The 16,804-nt window shown below is 72.0% G+C and carries 16 protein-coding genes and 2 tRNA genes; 8 read left to right on the forward strand and 10 right to left on the reverse strand.

Translation table 11 applies throughout. From position 1 onward, the window contains the following. On the reverse strand, nt 1-775 hold a 775-nt coding region (locus tag AA23TX_RS46895; protein ID WP_155549519.1), incomplete at its 3' end, for an MFS transporter. A gap of 191 nt (nt 776-966) precedes the next feature. On the opposite strand from AA23TX_RS46895, the gene AA23TX_RS46900 reads away from it, so the two are divergent. Continuing rightward, nucleotides 967-1,041, forward strand: a tRNA-Val gene (locus AA23TX_RS46900). Between the two features lie 40 nt (nt 1,042-1,081). Continuing rightward, nucleotides 1,082-1,153: transfer RNA gene (locus tag AA23TX_RS46905), tRNA-Val, on the forward strand. A 158-nt stretch (nt 1,154-1,311) separates the two neighbouring features. Here AA23TX_RS46905 and AA23TX_RS46910 read toward each other — a convergent pair. Further along, a complete protein-coding gene (locus AA23TX_RS46910; RefSeq protein WP_155549520.1) occupies nt 1,312-1,917 on the reverse strand; it encodes a TetR/AcrR family transcriptional regulator in 606 nt (201 codons plus the stop codon). 77 nt (nt 1,918-1,994) lie between these two features. Here AA23TX_RS46910 and AA23TX_RS46915 point away from each other — a divergent pair, with 77 nt between their 5' ends. Both AA23TX_RS46915 and AA23TX_RS46920 read left to right on the forward strand, forming a co-directional pair. Beyond that, nucleotides 1,995-2,777 (forward strand): class I SAM-dependent methyltransferase, encoded by a 783-nt coding sequence (locus AA23TX_RS46915; RefSeq protein WP_155549521.1) that lies wholly within the window; start codon nt 1,995-1,997, stop codon nt 2,775-2,777. Between the two features lie 77 nt (nt 2,778-2,854). Further along, nucleotides 2,855-3,106 carry a DUF4287 domain-containing protein gene (locus AA23TX_RS46920; RefSeq protein ID WP_155549522.1) on the forward strand — a complete coding sequence of 84 codons (252 nt, stop codon included), beginning with the start codon at nt 2,855-2,857 and terminating at the stop codon, nt 3,104-3,106. A gap of 19 nt (nt 3,107-3,125) precedes the next feature. On the opposite strand, the gene AA23TX_RS46925 is transcribed toward AA23TX_RS46920, so the two are convergent. Together AA23TX_RS46925 and AA23TX_RS46930 are read right to left on the reverse strand one after the other, a co-directional pair. Further along, a complete protein-coding gene (locus AA23TX_RS46925) occupies nt 3,126-3,872 on the reverse strand; it encodes an SDR family NAD(P)-dependent oxidoreductase (protein WP_155549523.1) in 747 nt (248 codons plus the stop codon). A 113-nt stretch (nt 3,873-3,985) separates the two neighbouring features. After that, on the reverse strand, nt 3,986-5,434 hold the full coding sequence (locus AA23TX_RS46930; RefSeq protein WP_155549524.1) for an MFS transporter: 1,449 nt from the start codon (nt 5,432-5,434) through the stop codon (nt 3,986-3,988). 98 nt (nt 5,435-5,532) lie between these two features. Between AA23TX_RS46930 and AA23TX_RS46935 the strand changes: the two genes are divergently transcribed. Beyond that, on the forward strand, nt 5,533-6,735 hold the full coding sequence (locus AA23TX_RS46935; RefSeq protein ID WP_155549525.1) for a cytochrome P450: 1,203 nt from the start codon (nt 5,533-5,535) through the stop codon (nt 6,733-6,735). Nucleotides 6,736-6,741: 6 nt separating this feature from the next. Here the strand turns inward: AA23TX_RS46935 and lexA are convergent, their stop codons facing one another. Continuing rightward, nucleotides 6,742-7,395 (reverse strand): transcriptional repressor LexA, encoded by a 654-nt coding sequence (gene lexA / locus AA23TX_RS46940; protein WP_155549526.1) that lies wholly within the window; start codon nt 7,393-7,395, stop codon nt 6,742-6,744. Nucleotides 7,396-7,658: 263 nt separating this feature from the next. On the opposite strand from lexA, the gene AA23TX_RS46945 reads away from it, so the two are divergent. Continuing rightward, nucleotides 7,659-8,171, forward strand: coding sequence for a lytic polysaccharide monooxygenase auxiliary activity family 9 protein (locus AA23TX_RS46945; protein WP_155549527.1), 513 nt, complete (start codon nt 7,659-7,661; stop codon nt 8,169-8,171). Between the two features lie 84 nt (nt 8,172-8,255). On the opposite strand, the gene AA23TX_RS46950 is transcribed toward AA23TX_RS46945, so the two are convergent. Then, nucleotides 8,256-10,259 carry an APC family permease gene (locus AA23TX_RS46950; protein WP_155549528.1) on the reverse strand — a complete coding sequence of 668 codons (2,004 nt, stop codon included), beginning with the start codon at nt 10,257-10,259 and terminating at the stop codon, nt 8,256-8,258. Nucleotides 10,260-10,513: 254 nt separating this feature from the next. Between AA23TX_RS46950 and AA23TX_RS46955 the strand changes: the two genes are divergently transcribed. Continuing rightward, nucleotides 10,514-12,064 carry a Na+/H+ antiporter gene (locus AA23TX_RS46955; protein WP_155549529.1) on the forward strand — a complete coding sequence of 517 codons (1,551 nt, stop codon included), beginning with the start codon at nt 10,514-10,516 and terminating at the stop codon, nt 12,062-12,064. A 6-nt stretch (nt 12,065-12,070) separates the two neighbouring features. On the opposite strand, the gene AA23TX_RS46960 is transcribed toward AA23TX_RS46955, so the two are convergent. From AA23TX_RS46960 to AA23TX_RS46975, 4 genes are read right to left on the reverse strand one after another with little or no spacing between them, the layout of a single operon-like run. Then, nucleotides 12,071-13,348 (reverse strand): APC family permease, encoded by a 1,278-nt coding sequence (locus tag AA23TX_RS46960; protein ID WP_155549530.1) that lies wholly within the window; start codon nt 13,346-13,348, stop codon nt 12,071-12,073. 19 nt (nt 13,349-13,367) lie between these two features. Next, a complete protein-coding gene (locus AA23TX_RS46965; RefSeq protein ID WP_155549531.1) occupies nt 13,368-13,763 on the reverse strand; it encodes a VOC family protein in 396 nt (131 codons plus the stop codon). Next, entirely contained in the window at nt 13,760-14,497 is a 738-nt protein-coding gene (locus AA23TX_RS46970; protein ID WP_155549532.1) for an arsenate reductase/protein-tyrosine-phosphatase family protein, read from the reverse strand. Before AA23TX_RS46970 ends, AA23TX_RS46965 begins: the two co-directional genes overlap by 4 nt. Nucleotides 14,498-14,507: 10 nt before the next feature. Next, nucleotides 14,508-15,692 carry a hypothetical protein gene (locus tag AA23TX_RS46975; RefSeq protein WP_155549533.1) on the reverse strand — a complete coding sequence of 395 codons (1,185 nt, stop codon included), beginning with the start codon at nt 15,690-15,692 and terminating at the stop codon, nt 14,508-14,510. A gap of 179 nt (nt 15,693-15,871) precedes the next feature. On the opposite strand from AA23TX_RS46975, the gene AA23TX_RS46980 reads away from it, so the two are divergent. Next, complete coding sequence (locus AA23TX_RS46980; protein ID WP_155549534.1) at nt 15,872-16,705, forward strand: SCO6745 family protein; 834 nt, start codon at nt 15,872-15,874, stop codon at nt 16,703-16,705. Nucleotides 16,706-16,804 lie beyond the last annotated feature (99 nt).

Genomic DNA, 16,804 nt, shown 5'->3' on the forward strand with positions numbered 1-16,804 from the left:
GGCGCCACGTGAACACCACCAGCGCCACGACACCGGCGACGATCGGCGCCCACGCCGGCACCGGTGGCTCCGCGCCGCCCTGCTCGCCGGTCGACGACAGCCCGTACAGCACCCCGCCGAACCCGATCGCCGACAGCAGCACCGACGGCACGTCCAGCGGCACCCGCCGCGTCTCGCTGTCCAGGCGCAGCTGCAGCGCACCGGTCACCAGCGCCGCGATCGACAGCGGCAGCACGATCCAGAACATCCAGCGCCAGCCCAGCGACGAGAGCACCGCGCCGCCGATCGTCGGCCCGATCGCCGGTGCCACCGCGATGACGATCGTGATCGTGCCCATCGTCGCGCCACGCCGCTCCGGCGGCACCAAGCGCATCACCGTCGTCATCAGCAGCGGCAGCATCACCGCCGTGCCGCACGCCTGCACCACGCGCCCGGCCATCAGCATCCCGAACCCGGGCGCCAACGCGCACAGCAGCGTGCCCAGGCTGAACGCCGACAGCGAGAAGAGGAAGACCTGCCGCGGCGAGAACCGCTCGAGCAGGAACCCGGTCGTCGGGATGACGACCGCCATGGTCAGCAGGAACCCGCTGGTCAGCCACTGCACGGTCGTGGTCGGCACCCGCAGGTCGACCGTCAGGTCGCGCAGCGCGACACTCAGGATCGTCTCGTTGAGGATCATCACGAACGCCGACAGCACGAGGACCCCGATGAGGAGCCCCGGACGCACCGGAGCGCGATCCAGGTCGGCGGGCGGGGTGGACACGGTGTCGGTCACGGGGCGAGACTCTCCTGATCCGGGCACGCGAACCCGGCGGAGACCGGGCACGAGCATGCGTCTTCTTGCAGTGTGCCCGTTTCGACGTCTTCGTGTCACGGCGGTTTACGCCGTGCGCGCGGTCACACCGGACCCCCTGCTGACCCTCCGCAGCCGTCCGATATGCTTTCTCGAGTACGGAGTTCCGCAGCGCGCGATTAGCTCAGCGGGAGAGCGCTTCCCTGACACGGAAGAGGTCACTGGTTCAATCCCAGTATCGCGCACCACGAGCCCGCCCCCCGGGAAACTCGTGGAAGTTCGTACGACGGGCGATTAGCTCAGGGGGAGAGCGCTTCGTTCACACCGAAGAGGTCACTGGTTCGATCCCAGTATCGCCCACTCGAATCGGGAGAGTCGTGTTCGCGGAAAGCGCGAACCGGCTCTCTCGTTCTGTGTCCTGTGGGGGCCGTGCCCCCACACCCCCGCCGGGGGCACGCCCCCGGACCCCCCCGTGGTTGCGTTCTGGTGGTGGGTGCGGGTTTGTTTTCTGGGGGCTTTTACAGCAGCCTTCGCTGGACTGCGTCGGCGATGATCGTGTTGGTCAGCTTCTTCAGCTCTGCCGGGTCCGGGAGGGTGTGGGGCCGGCGGCCGGCGAAATGCAGGTGGCTTGCGCCGATCAGGGACAAGGCCAAGGAATCCACCTCTGCGTCTGCCGCCAAGCGGCCTTGGGCGCGCTCTGCCGCCAGGTAGGTCGAGAGCATCTCTCTTGCCTCCGTCAGGAACGGCAGGCCGTCGCCGTCGGCTGGGCGGCGTAGGCGGGTGCGGAGTTCGTCGCGGAAGAACACCAAGCTCGTCAGGGCCACCGAGACCGGGTCGAACAGCTCCGTCAGAGCGTCCAGCAGGTTCGTCGCCACTGTGCGTGTTCCCGCTGATGCTTCCAGCAGTGCCGCCTGGTCTTTCAGGCGGGCGATGCGGTCCTTGACCAGCTCGGCCAGGAACGCGTCGAAGTCGGTGAAGTGGCGGTGCAGTACGCCCTTCGCGACGTCGGCTTCCGCTGTCACCGCACGGCTGGTCAGGGCGTTCGGGCCGTCGCGGAGCAGGACGCGCTCGGCCGCCTGGAACAGCTGCTGGCGCACGTCGCGCAGGTGGACCCCGGTCGGCATGGGCCCATTCTCCGTTATGCCCGCCGCGAACGCCCACGCGGTTGTTCTAGTGGGCGAGCGCCCATTAAGGTGGGCGCATGCCCACTCAGCCTCATGAAGCCCGTGCCTTCGCCGAATCCTTCGGGATCGACGCCGAACGCTACGACCGGGCCCGGCCGGAGTATCCCGCCGAACTCGTCGACCGTGTCGTCGCCGCGAGTCCTGGTCCCGACTTCCTCGACGTCGGCTGCGGCACCGGGATCGCGGCGCGGCAGCTCCGGGCCGCGGGCCGCCGGGTCCTCGGCGTCGACCCCGATCCGCGGATGGCCGCCTTCGCGCGTGCCAGCGGCGTCGACGTCGAAGTGGCGAAGTTCGAAGACTGGGACAGCGCGGGCCGGACCTTCGACGCGGTCGTCGCCGGGCAGTCCTGGCACTGGGTCGATCCCGTCGCCGGCGCGGCCAAGGCGGCGGGCATCCTGCGCCCCGGTGGGCTGCTCGCCCTGTTCGCGCACGCGTTCCAGCCGCCGGCCGCGGTGGCCGACGCCCTCGCCGAAGGCATTCGCCGGGTGCTGCCGGACTCGCCCTTCGGGAAGGAGCCGAGGAGTGCCGCCGAACTCTACGAAGTCATGTTCGCCAAGTTCGCCGACGGCATCCGGGAGTCGGGGCGCTTCGGCGAACCCGAGCGGTCGCGGTTCACCTGGGAACGCGCCTACACGCGCGACGAATGGCTGGATCTCCTGCCGACGACCGGCGGACTGACCCGGCTCGGGCCCGAAGCGCTCACCGACGTGCTCGACGGCGTGGGCGCGGCGATCGACGCGCTCGGCGGGGGCTTCACGCTGCCGTACACGACGCTGGCGGTGGTCGCCGGGAAGCCTTGACAAAAAAAGTTGTCGGTGAGACCTTGGGGACCAGTCAGTCAGACCGAAGAACCTTCGGCCGGATCCCGGGAGTCCCCATGTCTTTCCAGGCCTACCTCGACAACGCCGAGAAGCAGACCGGCATCACCCCGCGCGCCTTCCTCGGCCTCGCGGCGGAGAAGAAACTCACGAAGCACGGCGAGATCATCACGTGGCTGAAGACCGAGCACGGCCTCGGCCACGGCCACGCGACGGCGATCGCGCGGCTCGTCACCAAGGGCCCCGAGTTCGTCGCCGCGCACCACACCGACGGTGTGCTCCACCTCGACGGCGTGGCCGCCCGGGCCTGACCCGGGCAGCCACGGCGGCTCAGGCGATCGGGCCGAGGTACGTGCCGCCGGAGACGTCGAGGGTGCGCCCGGTGATCCAGCGCCCGCCCGGCCCGGCCAGGAACCCGACGACGTCGGCGACGTCCTCGGGCTCGCCGATCCGGCCCAGCGCGGTCATCGCGGTGAGGCCGGCCGCCGCCTCGGGGATGGCCAGCACCGGCTCGGTGAGGTCGGTCCGGATCGGGCCGGGCGCGACCGTGTTGACCGTGATCCCGCGCCGGCCCAGCTCGTTGGCCAGCGTCGGCGCGAGCGCCTCGACCGCGGCTTTGCTGACGGTGTAGGCGATCTGGCTCTGCACCGCGATCCGCGAGGCCATCGAGCCGACGGTGACCACCCGGCCGCCGTCGTTCAGCAGCGGCATCAGGCGCTGGACCAGCAGCATCGGCGTCTTGACGTTGACGGCCAGGATCCGGTCCAGCTCGTCTTCGGTCACCTGGCCGATGGTGCTGTGCGAGCCGATGCCCGCGTTGTTCACCAGGACGTCCAGACCGTCGAACACCTCGCTGACCGCGTCGGCCAGCCGATCGACGGCGCCGGCTTCGCCGAACCGGGCGCACACGGGGAACGCGCGCCCGCCGGCTTCTTCGATCAGTGCGACGGTCTCCTTGGCCGCGACCTCGTTGCCGCCGTGGTGCACGGCGACCACGGCACCGTCGGCGGCCAGCCGCCGGGCGATCGCGCGGCCGATCCCTCGCGAAGCTCCGGTCACCAAGGCGTTATTCGTCATGTCCGGCTCCTCCGGGTCGGTGCCGGGCCGTGGTGGCCCGGCGACGACCCAGAGGTTCGCGCGCCGCGCTGACCGCACGCGCACCGTTCGCGAACCGCCGCGGGAGCCGCCGGTCAGCGGCCCACCGCGGCCGCCGGTTCCGGAGTCGCGGGCGCCGGCGCCGGGTGCCGCGGCAGGAACGCGGCGACGGCCAGCGCGATGAGCGCCGCGGCCGAGCCCATCCCCAGCACGAGCCGGAACCCGTTCTGCGAAGGCAGGTCCACCGGTCCGAAGTGGATGGTCAGCCGGGCGAGGATCAGCCCGGCGGTGGCACTCGACACCGACGTCCCGATCGACCGCATCAGCGTGTTGAGGCTGTTCGCGGCGGCGGTCTCCGACACCGGCACGGCGCCCATCACGAGCGACGGCATCGCGCCGTAGGCGAGCCCGATGCCGGCGCCGATGACGCTCGAAATCAGCACGAGGTGCCAGGTCGCGCTCATCAGGACGATGCCGAGGGCGTACCCGGCCGCGACGACGACCGCGCCGAGCATCAGCGTCGTCTTCGGGCCGCGCGTGGCCGTGATGCGCGCGGACACCGGTGCCAGCGCCATCATCACCAACCCCGACGGCGCCATCACCAGGCCCACCGCCAGCATCGACTTCCCGAGGCCGTACCCGGTGGCGGCCGGCAGCTGCAGCAGCTGGGGCAGCACCAGCGACATCGCGAACATCGCGAAACCGAAGACCGCCGACGCGATGTTCGTCAGCAGCACCTGGCGCCGCGCGCTCGTCCTCAGGTCCACCAGGGGCCGCGGCGTGCGCAGCTCCCAGCGTCCCCACAGCGCCAGGACGACGACCGCGGCGGCGAGCAGGCCCAGCGTGGCCGCGCTGCCCCAGCCCCAGTCGGCGCCCTTCGAGATCGCCAGCAGCAGGCACACCAGGGCGACCGAGAGCCCGGCCGCGCCGAGGACGTCGAACCGGCCGCCGGTGCGCACCGGCGACTCCGGCACGAGCGCGACGACCAGCGCGGTGACCACCAGGCCGAGGCCGGCCGCGGTCCAGAAGAGCACGTGCCAGTCGGCGTTTTCGGCGAGGAGCGCCGCCGCGGGCAGGCCCAGGGCGCCGCCGACGCCGAGGGACGCGCTCATCAGCGCGGTCGCGGAGCCGAGCCGTTCGGCGGGCAGCTCGTCGCGCATGATGCTGATCCCGAGCGGGATGACGCCGGCGGCCAGGCCCTGCAGCGTCCGGCCCGCGACCATCGGCACGAGGGTGTCGGAAAGCGCGCCGATCGCCGAGCCGACGACCAGGGCACCGAGGCTGACGAGCAGCATCCGCCGCTTGCCGTACATGTCGCCGAGGCGGCCCATGGTCGGCGTCGCCACCGCGCCCGCGAGCAGGGTGGCCGTGATGGCCCAGGTGGCGTCGGCCGCGGAGGCGTGCAGTAGCCCGGGCAGGGCGGGGATCAACGGGATGACCAGCGTCTGCATCAGCGAGACGGTGATGCCCGCGAGGGCGAGGACCGCGACGACGAGGTTCGCGCGGGGCGACGTCTCTCTCGCGGGCGTGGCTGGGTCGAGCACGGGCGGTCCTCCGGAGATCTGAATTAAATCAGTTGCTTGACTCAGCGTAGCAGTCTTCGGTTGACTACCGACGAACCGACGGCCACCGTGGAGGAACGATGACGGCCACCGAGATTCCCGAGTTCCCGATGCCCCGGGCCGCGGGCTGCCCGTTCGACCCGCCGCCCGCCGCCCGCGCGCTGCAGGAGGAGACCCCGCTCGCCCGGGTCCGGCTGTGGGACGGCAGCACGCCGTGGCTGGTGACCCGCTACGCCGACCAGCGCGCGCTGCTGGCGGATCCCCGGGTCAGCGCCGACATCACCCGGCCCGGGTACCCGAGCCCCGCGCCGTTGCCGAAGAACGGCACCGGATTCGGCTTCATCCTCATGGACAACCCGGAGCACGCGCGGCTGCGCAAGATGGTGACGGCGCCGTTCACGATCCGCCGGGTCGCCGCGATGCGCCCGGCCGTGCAGCGGATCGTCGACGACCTGATCGACGAGCTGCTGGCCGGCCCGAAGCCGGTGGACCTCGTCGAGGCGTTCGCGCTGCCGGTGCCGTCACTGGTGATCTGCGAGCTGCTCGGCGTCCCGTACGCCGACCACGGCTTCTTCCAGGAGAACAGCAAGGTCATCGTCCGCCGCGACGCGAAACCCGAGGAGCGGACGGCCGGGCTCCAGGCGATGATCGGCTACCTCGACCGGCTGGTGGGGGCGAAGCTCGACGATCCGGCCGGCGACCTGCTTTCCGGGCTCGCCGCCCGGGTCGCGGCGGGCGAGCTGACCCGGGTCGAAGCGGCGCAAATGGGCTTCCTGCTGCTCGTCGCCGGCCACGAGACGACGGCGAACATGATCGCGCTCGGCACGCTGGCCCTGCTGGAGCACCCGGACCAGTTGGCGCTGCTGCGCGAGGGCGACGATCCGGCGCTGGTCGCGTCGGCGGTCGAAGAGTTGTTGCGCTACTTGAACATCACCCACAACGGGCGCCGGCGCGTCGCGCTGGAGGACATCGAAATCGCCGGGGAGACGATCCGCGCGGGCGAGGGCCTGATCATGGCGAGCGATATCGCCAACCGCGACCCGGCGGTCTTCCCGGACGGTGACCGGCTCGACCTCACCCGTGACGCGCACCGGCAGGTCGCGTTCGGCTTCGGCGTCCACCAGTGCCTCGGGCAGCCGCTGGCCCGGCTCGAGCTGCAGGTCGTCTACAGCACGCTGTACCGGCGGATCCCGACGCTGGCGCTGGCCACCGACCTCGAGCGGGTCCCGTTCAAGCACGACGGGTCCGTGTACGGCGTGTACGAGCTGCCGGTCACCTGGTGAAGCGGGTCAGACGCTCCGCAGCACCGACACGACCACGCCCAGGATCGCCGCCCGGTCGCCGTCGATGACGTCGTAGGCGGGGTTGCGGGGCTCGAGGTAGACGTGGCCGTCGCGGCGGCGGTACACCTTGACCGTCGCCTCCTCGTCGATCATCGCCGCGACGATCTGGCCGGAGTGGGCCTCGGTCTGCTGCTTGACCACGACGATGTCGCCGTCGCAGATGGCCGCGTCGATCATCGAGTCACCGCGCACGCGCAGGCCGAAGACCGTGCCGCGGCCGGTGAGGTCGCGCGGCAGCTTGAGGACGTCGTCGACGTGCTCCACGGCCGAGATCGGCGTGCCGGCGGCGATGTCGCCGACGACCGGCACCGGGACCGAGTCGGCGTCCTCCCGCGCTTCGCCGCCCTGCAGGAACGCGCGCACGTCCATCGGGCGCGACACGCCTGTGCCGCGGCGCAGAAAACCCTTGTCCTCCAGGCTCGCCAGGTGCTTCGACACCGACGACGTCGACTGCAGGCCGACGGCCTCGCCGATCTCGCGGGTGCTGGGGGAGTAGCCGTGGCGGACCACCGAGTCGCGGATCGCGACCAGGATCTTCTGCTGCCGCTCCGGCAGGGCCGAGGCGTCGAGGTGCTCGAACGTGTCGTCGTAGGTGGTCACCGGCGAATCCTAGAGGCAGGCGCCCGGCGGGGCGCGCCCTGGTCGGCCCGGCGGGTCCCGCTGACCGGAACATCGAGTGACGGTTGGCGTCTAACCAACAGTAGTCGAGACTTCGCGATCTATTGACTCACTGTCCGTTTCGTCTTATGGTCTAGACCACAATTTTCCTTCGCTCGAACGACTTCCCGGCGCGGCGGGCTCTCCCCGCCGCGGTTTCGCCGTACCCGGCGGCGGGAAGCGAGCCTGTCCCCGAAGGAGCTGGTATGAACCGCAAACTGGTCGCGGCCGCGGCGGGAGCCCTCCTGGCCCCGGTCCTGGTGGTGGTGAGCCCCGCCGGCATCGCGAGCGCGCACGGCTACGTCAACTCCCCGGCGAGCCGCCAGGCGCAGTGCGCGCAGGGCACCGTGCCGTGCGGCGACATCAAGTACGAACCCCAGAGCGTCGAGGGCCCGAAGGGCCTGAAGTCCTGCGACGGCGGCAACGAGAAGTACGCCGAGCTCAACGACAACGGCAAGGGCTGGCGGGCCTCGCCGGTCGGCACGACGGCGACGTTCACCTGGACCTTCACGGCCCGCCACCGCACGACGAACTACGAGTACTGGATCGGCGGCGACAAGGTCGCGGACATCAGCGGCAACAACGAGCAGCCGCCGGAAACCCTTTCGCACCAGGTGAACCTGAGTGGCCACCCGGGACGCCAGACGGTCCTGGCGGTGTGGAACATCGCCGACACGACGAACGCGTTCTACTCCTGCATAGACCTGCAGGTGGGCTGAGCCCCCGCCGCCCGGGAGCGCGCGGCTCCCGGGCGGCGGCGCACCGGTGACCGACCAGGCGGCCCGGCCGCGAAATATCAGACTTCAGGACCGGCGTTGCGTCGTGACGCCGCGGCGGAGGTCGCCGGGCAGGGGGCGGACGCGGTGGAGGTCGCGGCGGGCGGTCGAGTGCAGCTGCCAGGGCACGCTGGTCACCATCACGCCGGGCTCGAACAGCAGCCGGCCCTTCAGCCGCAGTGAGCTCTGGTTGTGCAGGATGTTCTCCCACCAGCGGCCGACGACGTATTCGGGGATGTAGACGCAGACGACGTCGCGGGGGCTGGCGCGCCGGAGGTTCTTGACGTACTGCACCACCGGCCGGGTGATCTCGCGGTACGGGGACTCGATCACCTTGAGCGGGACCTTCATCGCGCGTCCCTCCCACTGCCGCCGGAGTGCGCGGGTGTCGGCGTCGTCGACGTCGACCGTGATCGCGGTCAGCGTGTCCGGCCGGGTCGCGCGGGCGAACGCGATCGCGCGCTGGCTGGGTTTGTGCAATGTGGACACCAGGACGATCGCGTGGACGCGGCTGGGCAGCAGCTCGCTCTCCTCGTCGGGCAGCAGCTCTTCGCGGACGTGGGTGTAGTGCCGGTGGATCGCCCGCATGAGGATGTAGAGCACCGGGATGGCGATGACGACCAGGTAGGCACCGTGGGTGAACTTGGTGACCAGCACGACGACGAGGACGATCGCGGTCAGGATCGCGCCGAGGGCGTTGATCAGCCGTGAGCGCCGGGCCGCCCGCCGTTCGCGCGTGCCGGCGGTGTCGGCGAGCACGCGGTTCCAGTGCCGGACCATGCCGGCCTGGCACAGGGTGAAGGAGGTGAACACGCCGAGGATGTAGAGCTGGATGAGCCGGGTGGTGGACCCGTCGAAGGCGAAGACCAGGATCCCGGCGACCACCGAGAGGGCGATGATGCCGTTGGAGAACGCGAGCCGGTCGCCGCGGGTGTGCAGCTGCCGGGGCAGGTAGCGGTCCTGGGCGAGGATCGAGGCCAGCAGCGGGAAGCCGTTGAACGCGGTGTTCGCCGCGAGGATCAGGATGAGGGCCGTGCTGGCCTGCAGCACGTAGAACAGCACCGCGTGGTCGCCGCCGAACACGGCCGCGCCGATCTGGCTGATCACGGTGCGCTGCGGGTCGGAGGTGCAGTCGCCGCGGAAGCCGGCCAGGTCGCAGGTGTTCTCGGCGATGTGGACCCGGGCGATCAGGGAGAGCGCGGTGATGCCGCCGAACATGACGACGGCGATGACGCCCATGGCGGTCATGGTGCGGGCGGCGTTGAGGGCCTTCGGCTTGCGGAACGCGGGGACGCCGTTCGAGATGGCTTCGACGCCGGTGAGCGCGGTGCACCCGGAGGAGAAGGACCGCAGCAGCAGGAACACCAGCGCGAGCCCGGTCAGGCCGGCTTGCTCGGGCCGGATGGCGTAGCCCGCGCTTTCGGCGACCGGGGTGTGCCCGGTGGCCGCGCGGGTGAAGCCGACCACGAGCATCAGCACGACGGTGGCGATGAACAGGTAGGTGGGGGCGGCGAACGTCCGGCCGGATTCGCGGATGCCGCGCAGGTTCATCGCCATGAGCACCACGATGAACCCGAGGTCGAGCAGGATCCGCTGGTCGTTGAGCTGCGGGACGGCGGAGATGATGTTGTCCACGCCGGAGGCGACCGACACGGCCACGGTCATGATGTAGTCGACCATCAGCGCGCCCGCGACGACGAGTCCCGCGTGCCGGCCCAGGTTGCGGGACGCGACTTCGTACGAGCCGCCGCCGCTGGGATAAGCGCGCACGACCTGGCGGTAGGAGATCACCACGACGGTGAGCAGGACGGCGACCGCGAGCCCGACCCAGGGGGCCAGGGTGAGGTAGGCGAGGCCGCCGATCGACAGGATGAGCAGGATCTCCTGGGTGGCGTAGGCGACCGAGGAGAGCGGGTCGCTCGCGAAGATCGGCAGTGCGAGCCATTTCGGCAACAGCGTGTCGCCGAGGGTGTCGCTGCGGAACGGCCGTCCGAGTACCAGCCGTTTGAGCCATGAGGTGGATGCCGGCACGTACGGCAGCGTGCCTTCTGCCGCGGGGCTCCGGCGTAGGGAAAACGTCAAGATCCGGGCGCCGGCGTAGGGAATGCGTAAACCTCCCCGGGCAGAACGTCAGAGTCCCGTCAACGACGCTGGTCCCCGGCGACGCGGGGGTCACGGCCGGCCGGCGCGAAGGGGAGAGGCGGACGAGCAGGCGGGTCGAGTAGCCTGAGCGCGGCGCGCCGGGAAGTCTGGTCGGCATCCGGATCGGGATGTGGAGGACCGGCATGCGCGGGGTCGAAACCGTACTTTTCCTGGTGGTCGTCGCCACGGTGGTGGCCACCTTCGCGCGGCGGCTGCGGATTCCGGCGCCTTCCCTGCTGGTCGTCGTCGGCGTGGTCGTGGGCCTGGTGCCCGGGGTCCCCGCCGTGCAGGTGACCCCGGAAGTGATCAGCCTGATCGTGCTCCCGCCGCTGCTGTTCGCCGCGGGGGAGGAACTGCCGTGGCGCGATCTGCGCGCCGTCGGACGGCCGGTCGCGGTGTTGTCGGTCGGCCTGGTGCTGCTGTCGGCCGCCGCGGTGATCGGGACGGCCGTCCTGGTGACGCCGCTGCCGGTCGGGATGGCGTTCGTGCTGGGCGCGGTGCTGGCGAGCACGGACCCCGTCGCGGTGACCGCCCTCGCGCGCCGGCTGGCGCTGCCGCCGCGGGTGCAGGCGCTGATCCAGGCGGAGAGCCTGTTCAACGACGCGACCAGCCTGCTGCTGTTCCGGGTGGCGTTGTTCCTGGCCGTCGCCGGGGGTGCGGCGTCGTGGGGACGGACCGTGAGCGAGTTCGCGGTGCTCGCCGGCGGCGGGGTGGCGATCGGCGTGGTGACGGCGATCGGGGCGTTCCTGATCCGGCGGCGCACCGAAGACCCGGTGCTGGAGACGGTGATCTCGCTGGTCACGCCGTACGCGGGGTACGTCGTCGCCGAGTCGATCGGCGGGTCGGGGGTGACGGCGGTGGTCGTGGCGAGCGTGCTCCTCGGGACCCAGGCCGAACGGCTGACGACGGCCCGGATCCGGCTGCAGGTCGGTGCGGTGAACCAGACCGTGGTGTTCCTGCTGGAGAGCGTCGTGTTCGGCCTGATCGGGCTGCAGCTGCCCGCGCTGGTGCGCCGGGTCGCCGGCGGTGGCGCCTGGTGGCTGCTGCAGGCCCTGGCGATCGCGGTGACGCTGGTCGTGGCGCGGCTGCTGCTCGTGTTCGTGCTCTCCGCCCTGCGCCAGCGGCGCGTGGACGGCCGGCTGTCCTGGCAGGTGCCCGCCGTCATCTCGTGGGCGGGCGCCCGCGGGGTGGTGCCGTTGGCGGCGGCGCTGTCGCTGCCGGTGTCCACTTTGGACGGTTCCGCGCTGCCCGCGCGTGACCTGGTGCTGCTGCTGACCACGGCGGTGATCGTGCTGACGCTCGTGGTGCAGGGGTTCACGCTGGCGCCGCTGGTGCGGCGGGCCGGCATCGCGCTCGACCCGGCCGACCTGCGGACGGAGTACGGCGCGGCCCGCCGCAAGCTCGCCGAGGCCGGGCTGAGCCACCTGGACCACCTGGCCGAAACCGAGTCCGCGCCGGAGTTCGCCGTGGACCGGCTGCGGACGAGCTGGCAGACCCGGCTGGACCGCGTCCAGGACGAGGACGAGACGGGGGACCCGATGCGCGGGATCGACTACCGGGCCCTGCGCCGGGAGCTCATCGACGTCGAGGCGGCCGAGCTGGCGCGCCTGTTCGAGGCGGGCGAGATCACCGACGGGACCCGCCGGCGGATCCAGCGGGTGCTCGACCTCGAGCACGCCGGGCTGGAGGACTGAGCGGGGTCACCGGGACCGGCCGCGCAGGATCAGCGCGCGGCCGAGCAGGCCGGCCGCGAACACGGCCAGGCCGGTGAGCACGGAGATCCACGGCAGCGTCGCGACGAGGGTCACGCAGCCGAGCAGGCCGAGGACGTTGAGCCAGCGAGGCCAACGGCGGTTCGCGCGGTCTTGGGTCAAGGCCGCGGCGTTGGCGATCGCGTAGTAGACGAGCACGCCGAAGGAAGAGAACCCGATGACACCGCGGAGGTCGGTGGTGAGGACCAGCACGGACACCACGACCGCGAGGGCCATTTCGGCGTGGTGGGGAACGCGGTAGCGCGGGTGGACCGCCGCCAGCCACGTCGGCAGGTCGCGTTCCCGGGCCATGGCGAGGGTGGTGCGGCCGATCCCGGCGATCAGCGCGAGCAGGGCACCGAGCGCGGCGAGCGCACCCCCGACGCGGACGACCGGGGCGACGGCTCCGGCGCCGGCCGCGTCGACCGCCGCGATCAACGGCGCCGTGGCGTTCGCGAGTCCCCGGGGGCCGGCCGCCAGCAGGGCCGCGCAGGCGACGACCAGGTAGATCCCGACCGTCAGGAACAGCGCGATCGGGATCGCCCGGGGAATGGTCCGCCGGGGATCGCGGACCTCTTCGCCCATGGTGGCGACGCGCGCGTAGCCGGCGAAGGCGAAGAACAGCAGCCCGGCGGCTTGCGCTGTCCCGTAGATCCCGCCCGAGGTCAGCGCGCCCCAGCCGCCGAGGTTCGCGGTCGTGGCCCCGCCGCCGGTGGCGATCGCCACGACGACCACGGCCAGCGCGGTGAGGCTGGTGCCGACCAGGATCCGCGTCAGCACCACGGTCTTGGTGATCCCGCGGTAGTTCAGCGCGGCGAGGCCGAGCACGCCCGCGACGGCCACGAGCCGCTGCAGCCAGACCGGCCCCGGCACGGCGTAGGTGGCGAAGGTGAGGGCCATCGCGGCGCAGGAGGCGGTCTTGCCGATCACGAACCCCCAGCCGGCGGTGAACCCCCACCACGGGCCGAGGCGTTCACGCCCGTAGACGTAGGTGCCGCCGGACAGCGGGTACTGGGCGGCGAGCTGCGCGGAGGCGACGGCGTTGCAGTAGGCGATGACCGCCGCGAGCGCCAGCCCGATGAGCAGGCCCGTCCCCGCGGCTTTCGCGGCCGGCCCGAACGCGGCGAAGATGCCCGCGCCGATCATCGAGCCGAGGCCGATCACCACCGCGTCCGCGGTGCCCAGCCGGCGGTCCAGCTGGGCTTGAGGTGCGGGGGAGGGGGTCATCGCTCGCCTTCGGTCGTGGTCACGGCCGCGCAGGTGCGGCCGCGGGCTGGAACAGTTCGACCGGGTTGCCGGCGGGGTCGTCGAACACGATCTGGCGCCCGCCGGGGCCGGTGACGATGTCGCTGCGGAACCGCACGCCGGCTTCGCGCAGCCGCTCGACTTCGGCGTCGATGTCGTCGACGACGAAGTGGAGGCGGTTCCAGCCGCCCGGGCCGGGCCGCGTGCCGTCGGGCATCGCGCGCCCGGCCGAGCTGGCCGGGCCGCTGAGCAGCAGGCGCAGGTTCCCGCGGAGCACGTCGGCGAAGGCGGGGGCGAAGCTCGTGTTGACGGTGAACCCGAGCTGGGTGGTGTAGAAGTCGACGGCGGCCTCGACGTCGTCGACCAGGTAACGGACGCTCACCAGTTCTGTGGTCATGCTTCGTTCACCTCTTCGGGAAGGGGGGTCGCCGCGAGGAACCCGATCCGGGTGTCCAGCTCCGCGGCGACGCGCCGGAACGCGGGATAGCCCTCGGGGTCACGCGCGGGGTCGGGCAGGCTCCAGTGGACGAGCTGCGGCCCGCCGGGAAAGGGCGGCAGGACTTCGCGCACCCGGTCGCACAGGCTGATGACCCACTGGAACCGGCGCTGCCGCACGGCATCCAGGTGCGTGGGTTCGTGGTCGAGCGTGATGCCGTAGTCGGCCATCGCGCGCACCGCGTGCGGGTTCAGCGGTTTCGGCCGGCTGCCCGCGCTGGCCACCTCGGCGCCGGTGCGGTGCCGGAGCAACGCCGCCGCCATCGGCGACCGGCCGCTGTTGCCGGTGCACAGGAACAGCACCCGCGACGGGATCGGGGCGTGGTCCGGGCGGACGAGGCCGAGCGCCGGGTGCAGCGCGGCGCCGGTGCCGGCGAGCGCGTCGGCGCAGCGCCGTAGGTCGAGGTGGTAGTAGGTGTCGCGGCCGTCGAAACTGCTGCGCCGCGCGGTGACCAGCTCCGCGGTGCGCAGCCGGCGCAGGTGGTAGGAGACGAGGTTCTGCGGCTGGCCGAGGGCGTCCACCAGTTCCCGCACGCGCCGGTCGCCGCGCGCGAGCTCGAGCATCATCCGCCAGCGCAGCGGATCACCGGCCAGCCGCACGAACGGCGGTGGGCCGGACATCGCGTCGGGACGCATGGACCGGAGATTACATCAATCCAGGTTGATGCAATAGGCCCCGGTCGGGGTGGAGCGTGAGGTAGACGGCGCGGACCGCGAGGGTGCGTTCGATCTCGTCGATGAGGGGGGCGAAGAACTGCTTGCGGTGTTCGGTGTCGCTCATCGAGGTGACCGCGAAGTACATGCTGCCGAAGCCGGCGAGCAGCGTGGCGTTGCGCAGCAGGGCGACCGGGACGCCGGGCAGCAGCGGCGAGATCGCCGGCTTCGCGCCGATCCACTGCTCGGCCGCGGCGGGCGTCACGATGATCACGCCGAGGAGGACGAAGAAGGCGAACAGCGCGAGGCCGATCACCGCGGCTTGGACGAGCTGGCGGGTGGCGAGCATCAACAGCAGGTTGCGCTTCTGGCGGCCGTTGAGGCTGACCGCGCGCACGGGGCCGTCGAGGGGGACGGCGGCCAGCGGGGTGGCGGCGCAGGCGGCGGTCAGCATGGGCGCGCTGAAGTCCTGTTCGACCCGGCCGATCTCCTCGCGGAGGCGGGCGGCCGCGGCGAGGACGGTGACCGCGCCGAAGAGCGCGACGACCAGGGCGAGGCGCCACCAGGCGAGCTGGTTCATCAGCTGCCACAGCTCGCCGGTGAAGAACAGGAACAGGGTGACGAACAGCAGGACGGGCAGCGCGCGGCCGAGGACCTGCACGCTGTTGCGGAGGTCGGTGATCGCCTGCCGGATGGCTTGGCGCAGCAGGGTGCCGAAGCCGTAGGTGGTGGCGAGGTACGTGGCCGCGAAGGCGGCGGCGAAGAACACGAGGAACGCCAGGACGCCCAGCGCGCGGGCGCCGGGAAGGGTGATGGCGCCGTCGAAGGCGAGCTGCAGCAGCGGCACGGCGACCGGCATCGCGGCGTAGGCGGCGAGGATCGCGATGGTCGCGGCGCGGGAGAAGCGGGGGAGGCGCCGGACGAACAGCGAGATCGTCACCCAGGCGGCGATGGTCACGGCGACGACGATGCCGAGCAGCACCCACCGCCCCGAGCCGGCGGTCTTGAGCGGGACGAGCCAGGCGAGGCTGGCGAGCATGACGAAGGCGAGCCCGGGCAGCATCCGGGGCAGGATGTGCTCGGCGAAGCCGTACCCGGCGATCATCGTCGGGGTCCCGCGGCGGAGGAACCAGCGTTCGGTCCGCTGGACCCGTACCCGAGGTGCTGATGTCGGCATGCGCAGATAGTGCCTGGTCGGCCCGGCTGCTCGACCGGCGAGGTCGGGCGGACGGCCACTGGTCCGTTCGGGTGAAGGTGAACTCGGGCGAAGCCGGGTGTCGAATCGGGGGCGAGTCGTTCGTGGACTCGGTGAGCGGCCACCACGAAGGGGCGCCGCCGGAGCCCACAGGAGATCAGATGTCGCACCCGGAGCCCGTCGCCCGCCGCATGTACGACCTGGTCGAGCCCATCGGCCTGGTGCCCTACTTCGCCGACGAGTCGGACGAGGCCCTGATGGCGCTGGGCCTGCGCAACCCGTGGGACGCCTACTTCGCCGGACGGGCCGCGCCGCTCGGCCGCACGGTGCCGGCCGAGGTGGTCCACGCGATCTTCTACAACTTCGCGCCGGGCGAGGTGGCCCGCCACCTCCCGCGGGTGTGGGACCTGACCACCCCCGAGGCGGCGCTGGCCGCCCGCGAGCGGGGCTGCGTCGCGGGCATGCGGCGGGTCCTCGGCGAACTCGCCGACGACCCGCGGGTCGCCCGCGCCGGCGACGTCCTGGTGAAGGCGGCGATCAGCGCCCCGGTGGAGGGCCGCGCCCTCTTCGCCGCCCTGCGCGCGCTCCCGGTGCCGCAGGAGCCGGTGGCCCGGTTGTGGCACGCGGCCACGCTGCTGCGCGAGCACCGCGGCGACGGCCACACCGCCGCCTTGCTGACCGAGGGTGTCGGCGGGACGGAAGCCCACGTGCTGCACGCGCTGTCGGCCGACATGCCCGCGAAGGACTTCGGCCGGGTCTGGCACCTCCCGGAGGCGCAGCTGAACGCGGTCATCGACGGCATGCGCGCCCGCGGTCTCGTCGGGACCGACGGCTGGCTCACCGCCGACGGCCGGGCCACGAAGGACCGGGTGGAAGCGCTGACCGACCGGCTCGCGGAGGCGCCGTACACCGTGCTGAGCCCGGGGGACCTCGACCGGCTCGTCGCCGACCTCGAGCCGATCTCGGCCGCGTTCCGGGCCGTATTCCCGATGTAGCCCGTGGGCCGGGACCCGGAGGCGCTATCTTGGCCGCGCTCGACAGTGGTGGGCCCGTGCCGGGAACGGTCCGGCGGGGGAGGGAACACAGGGAGGCAG

Source organism: Amycolatopsis camponoti, from assembly GCF_902497555.1.
Lineage (GTDB): Bacteria > Actinomycetota > Actinomycetes > Mycobacteriales > Pseudonocardiaceae > Amycolatopsis > Amycolatopsis camponoti.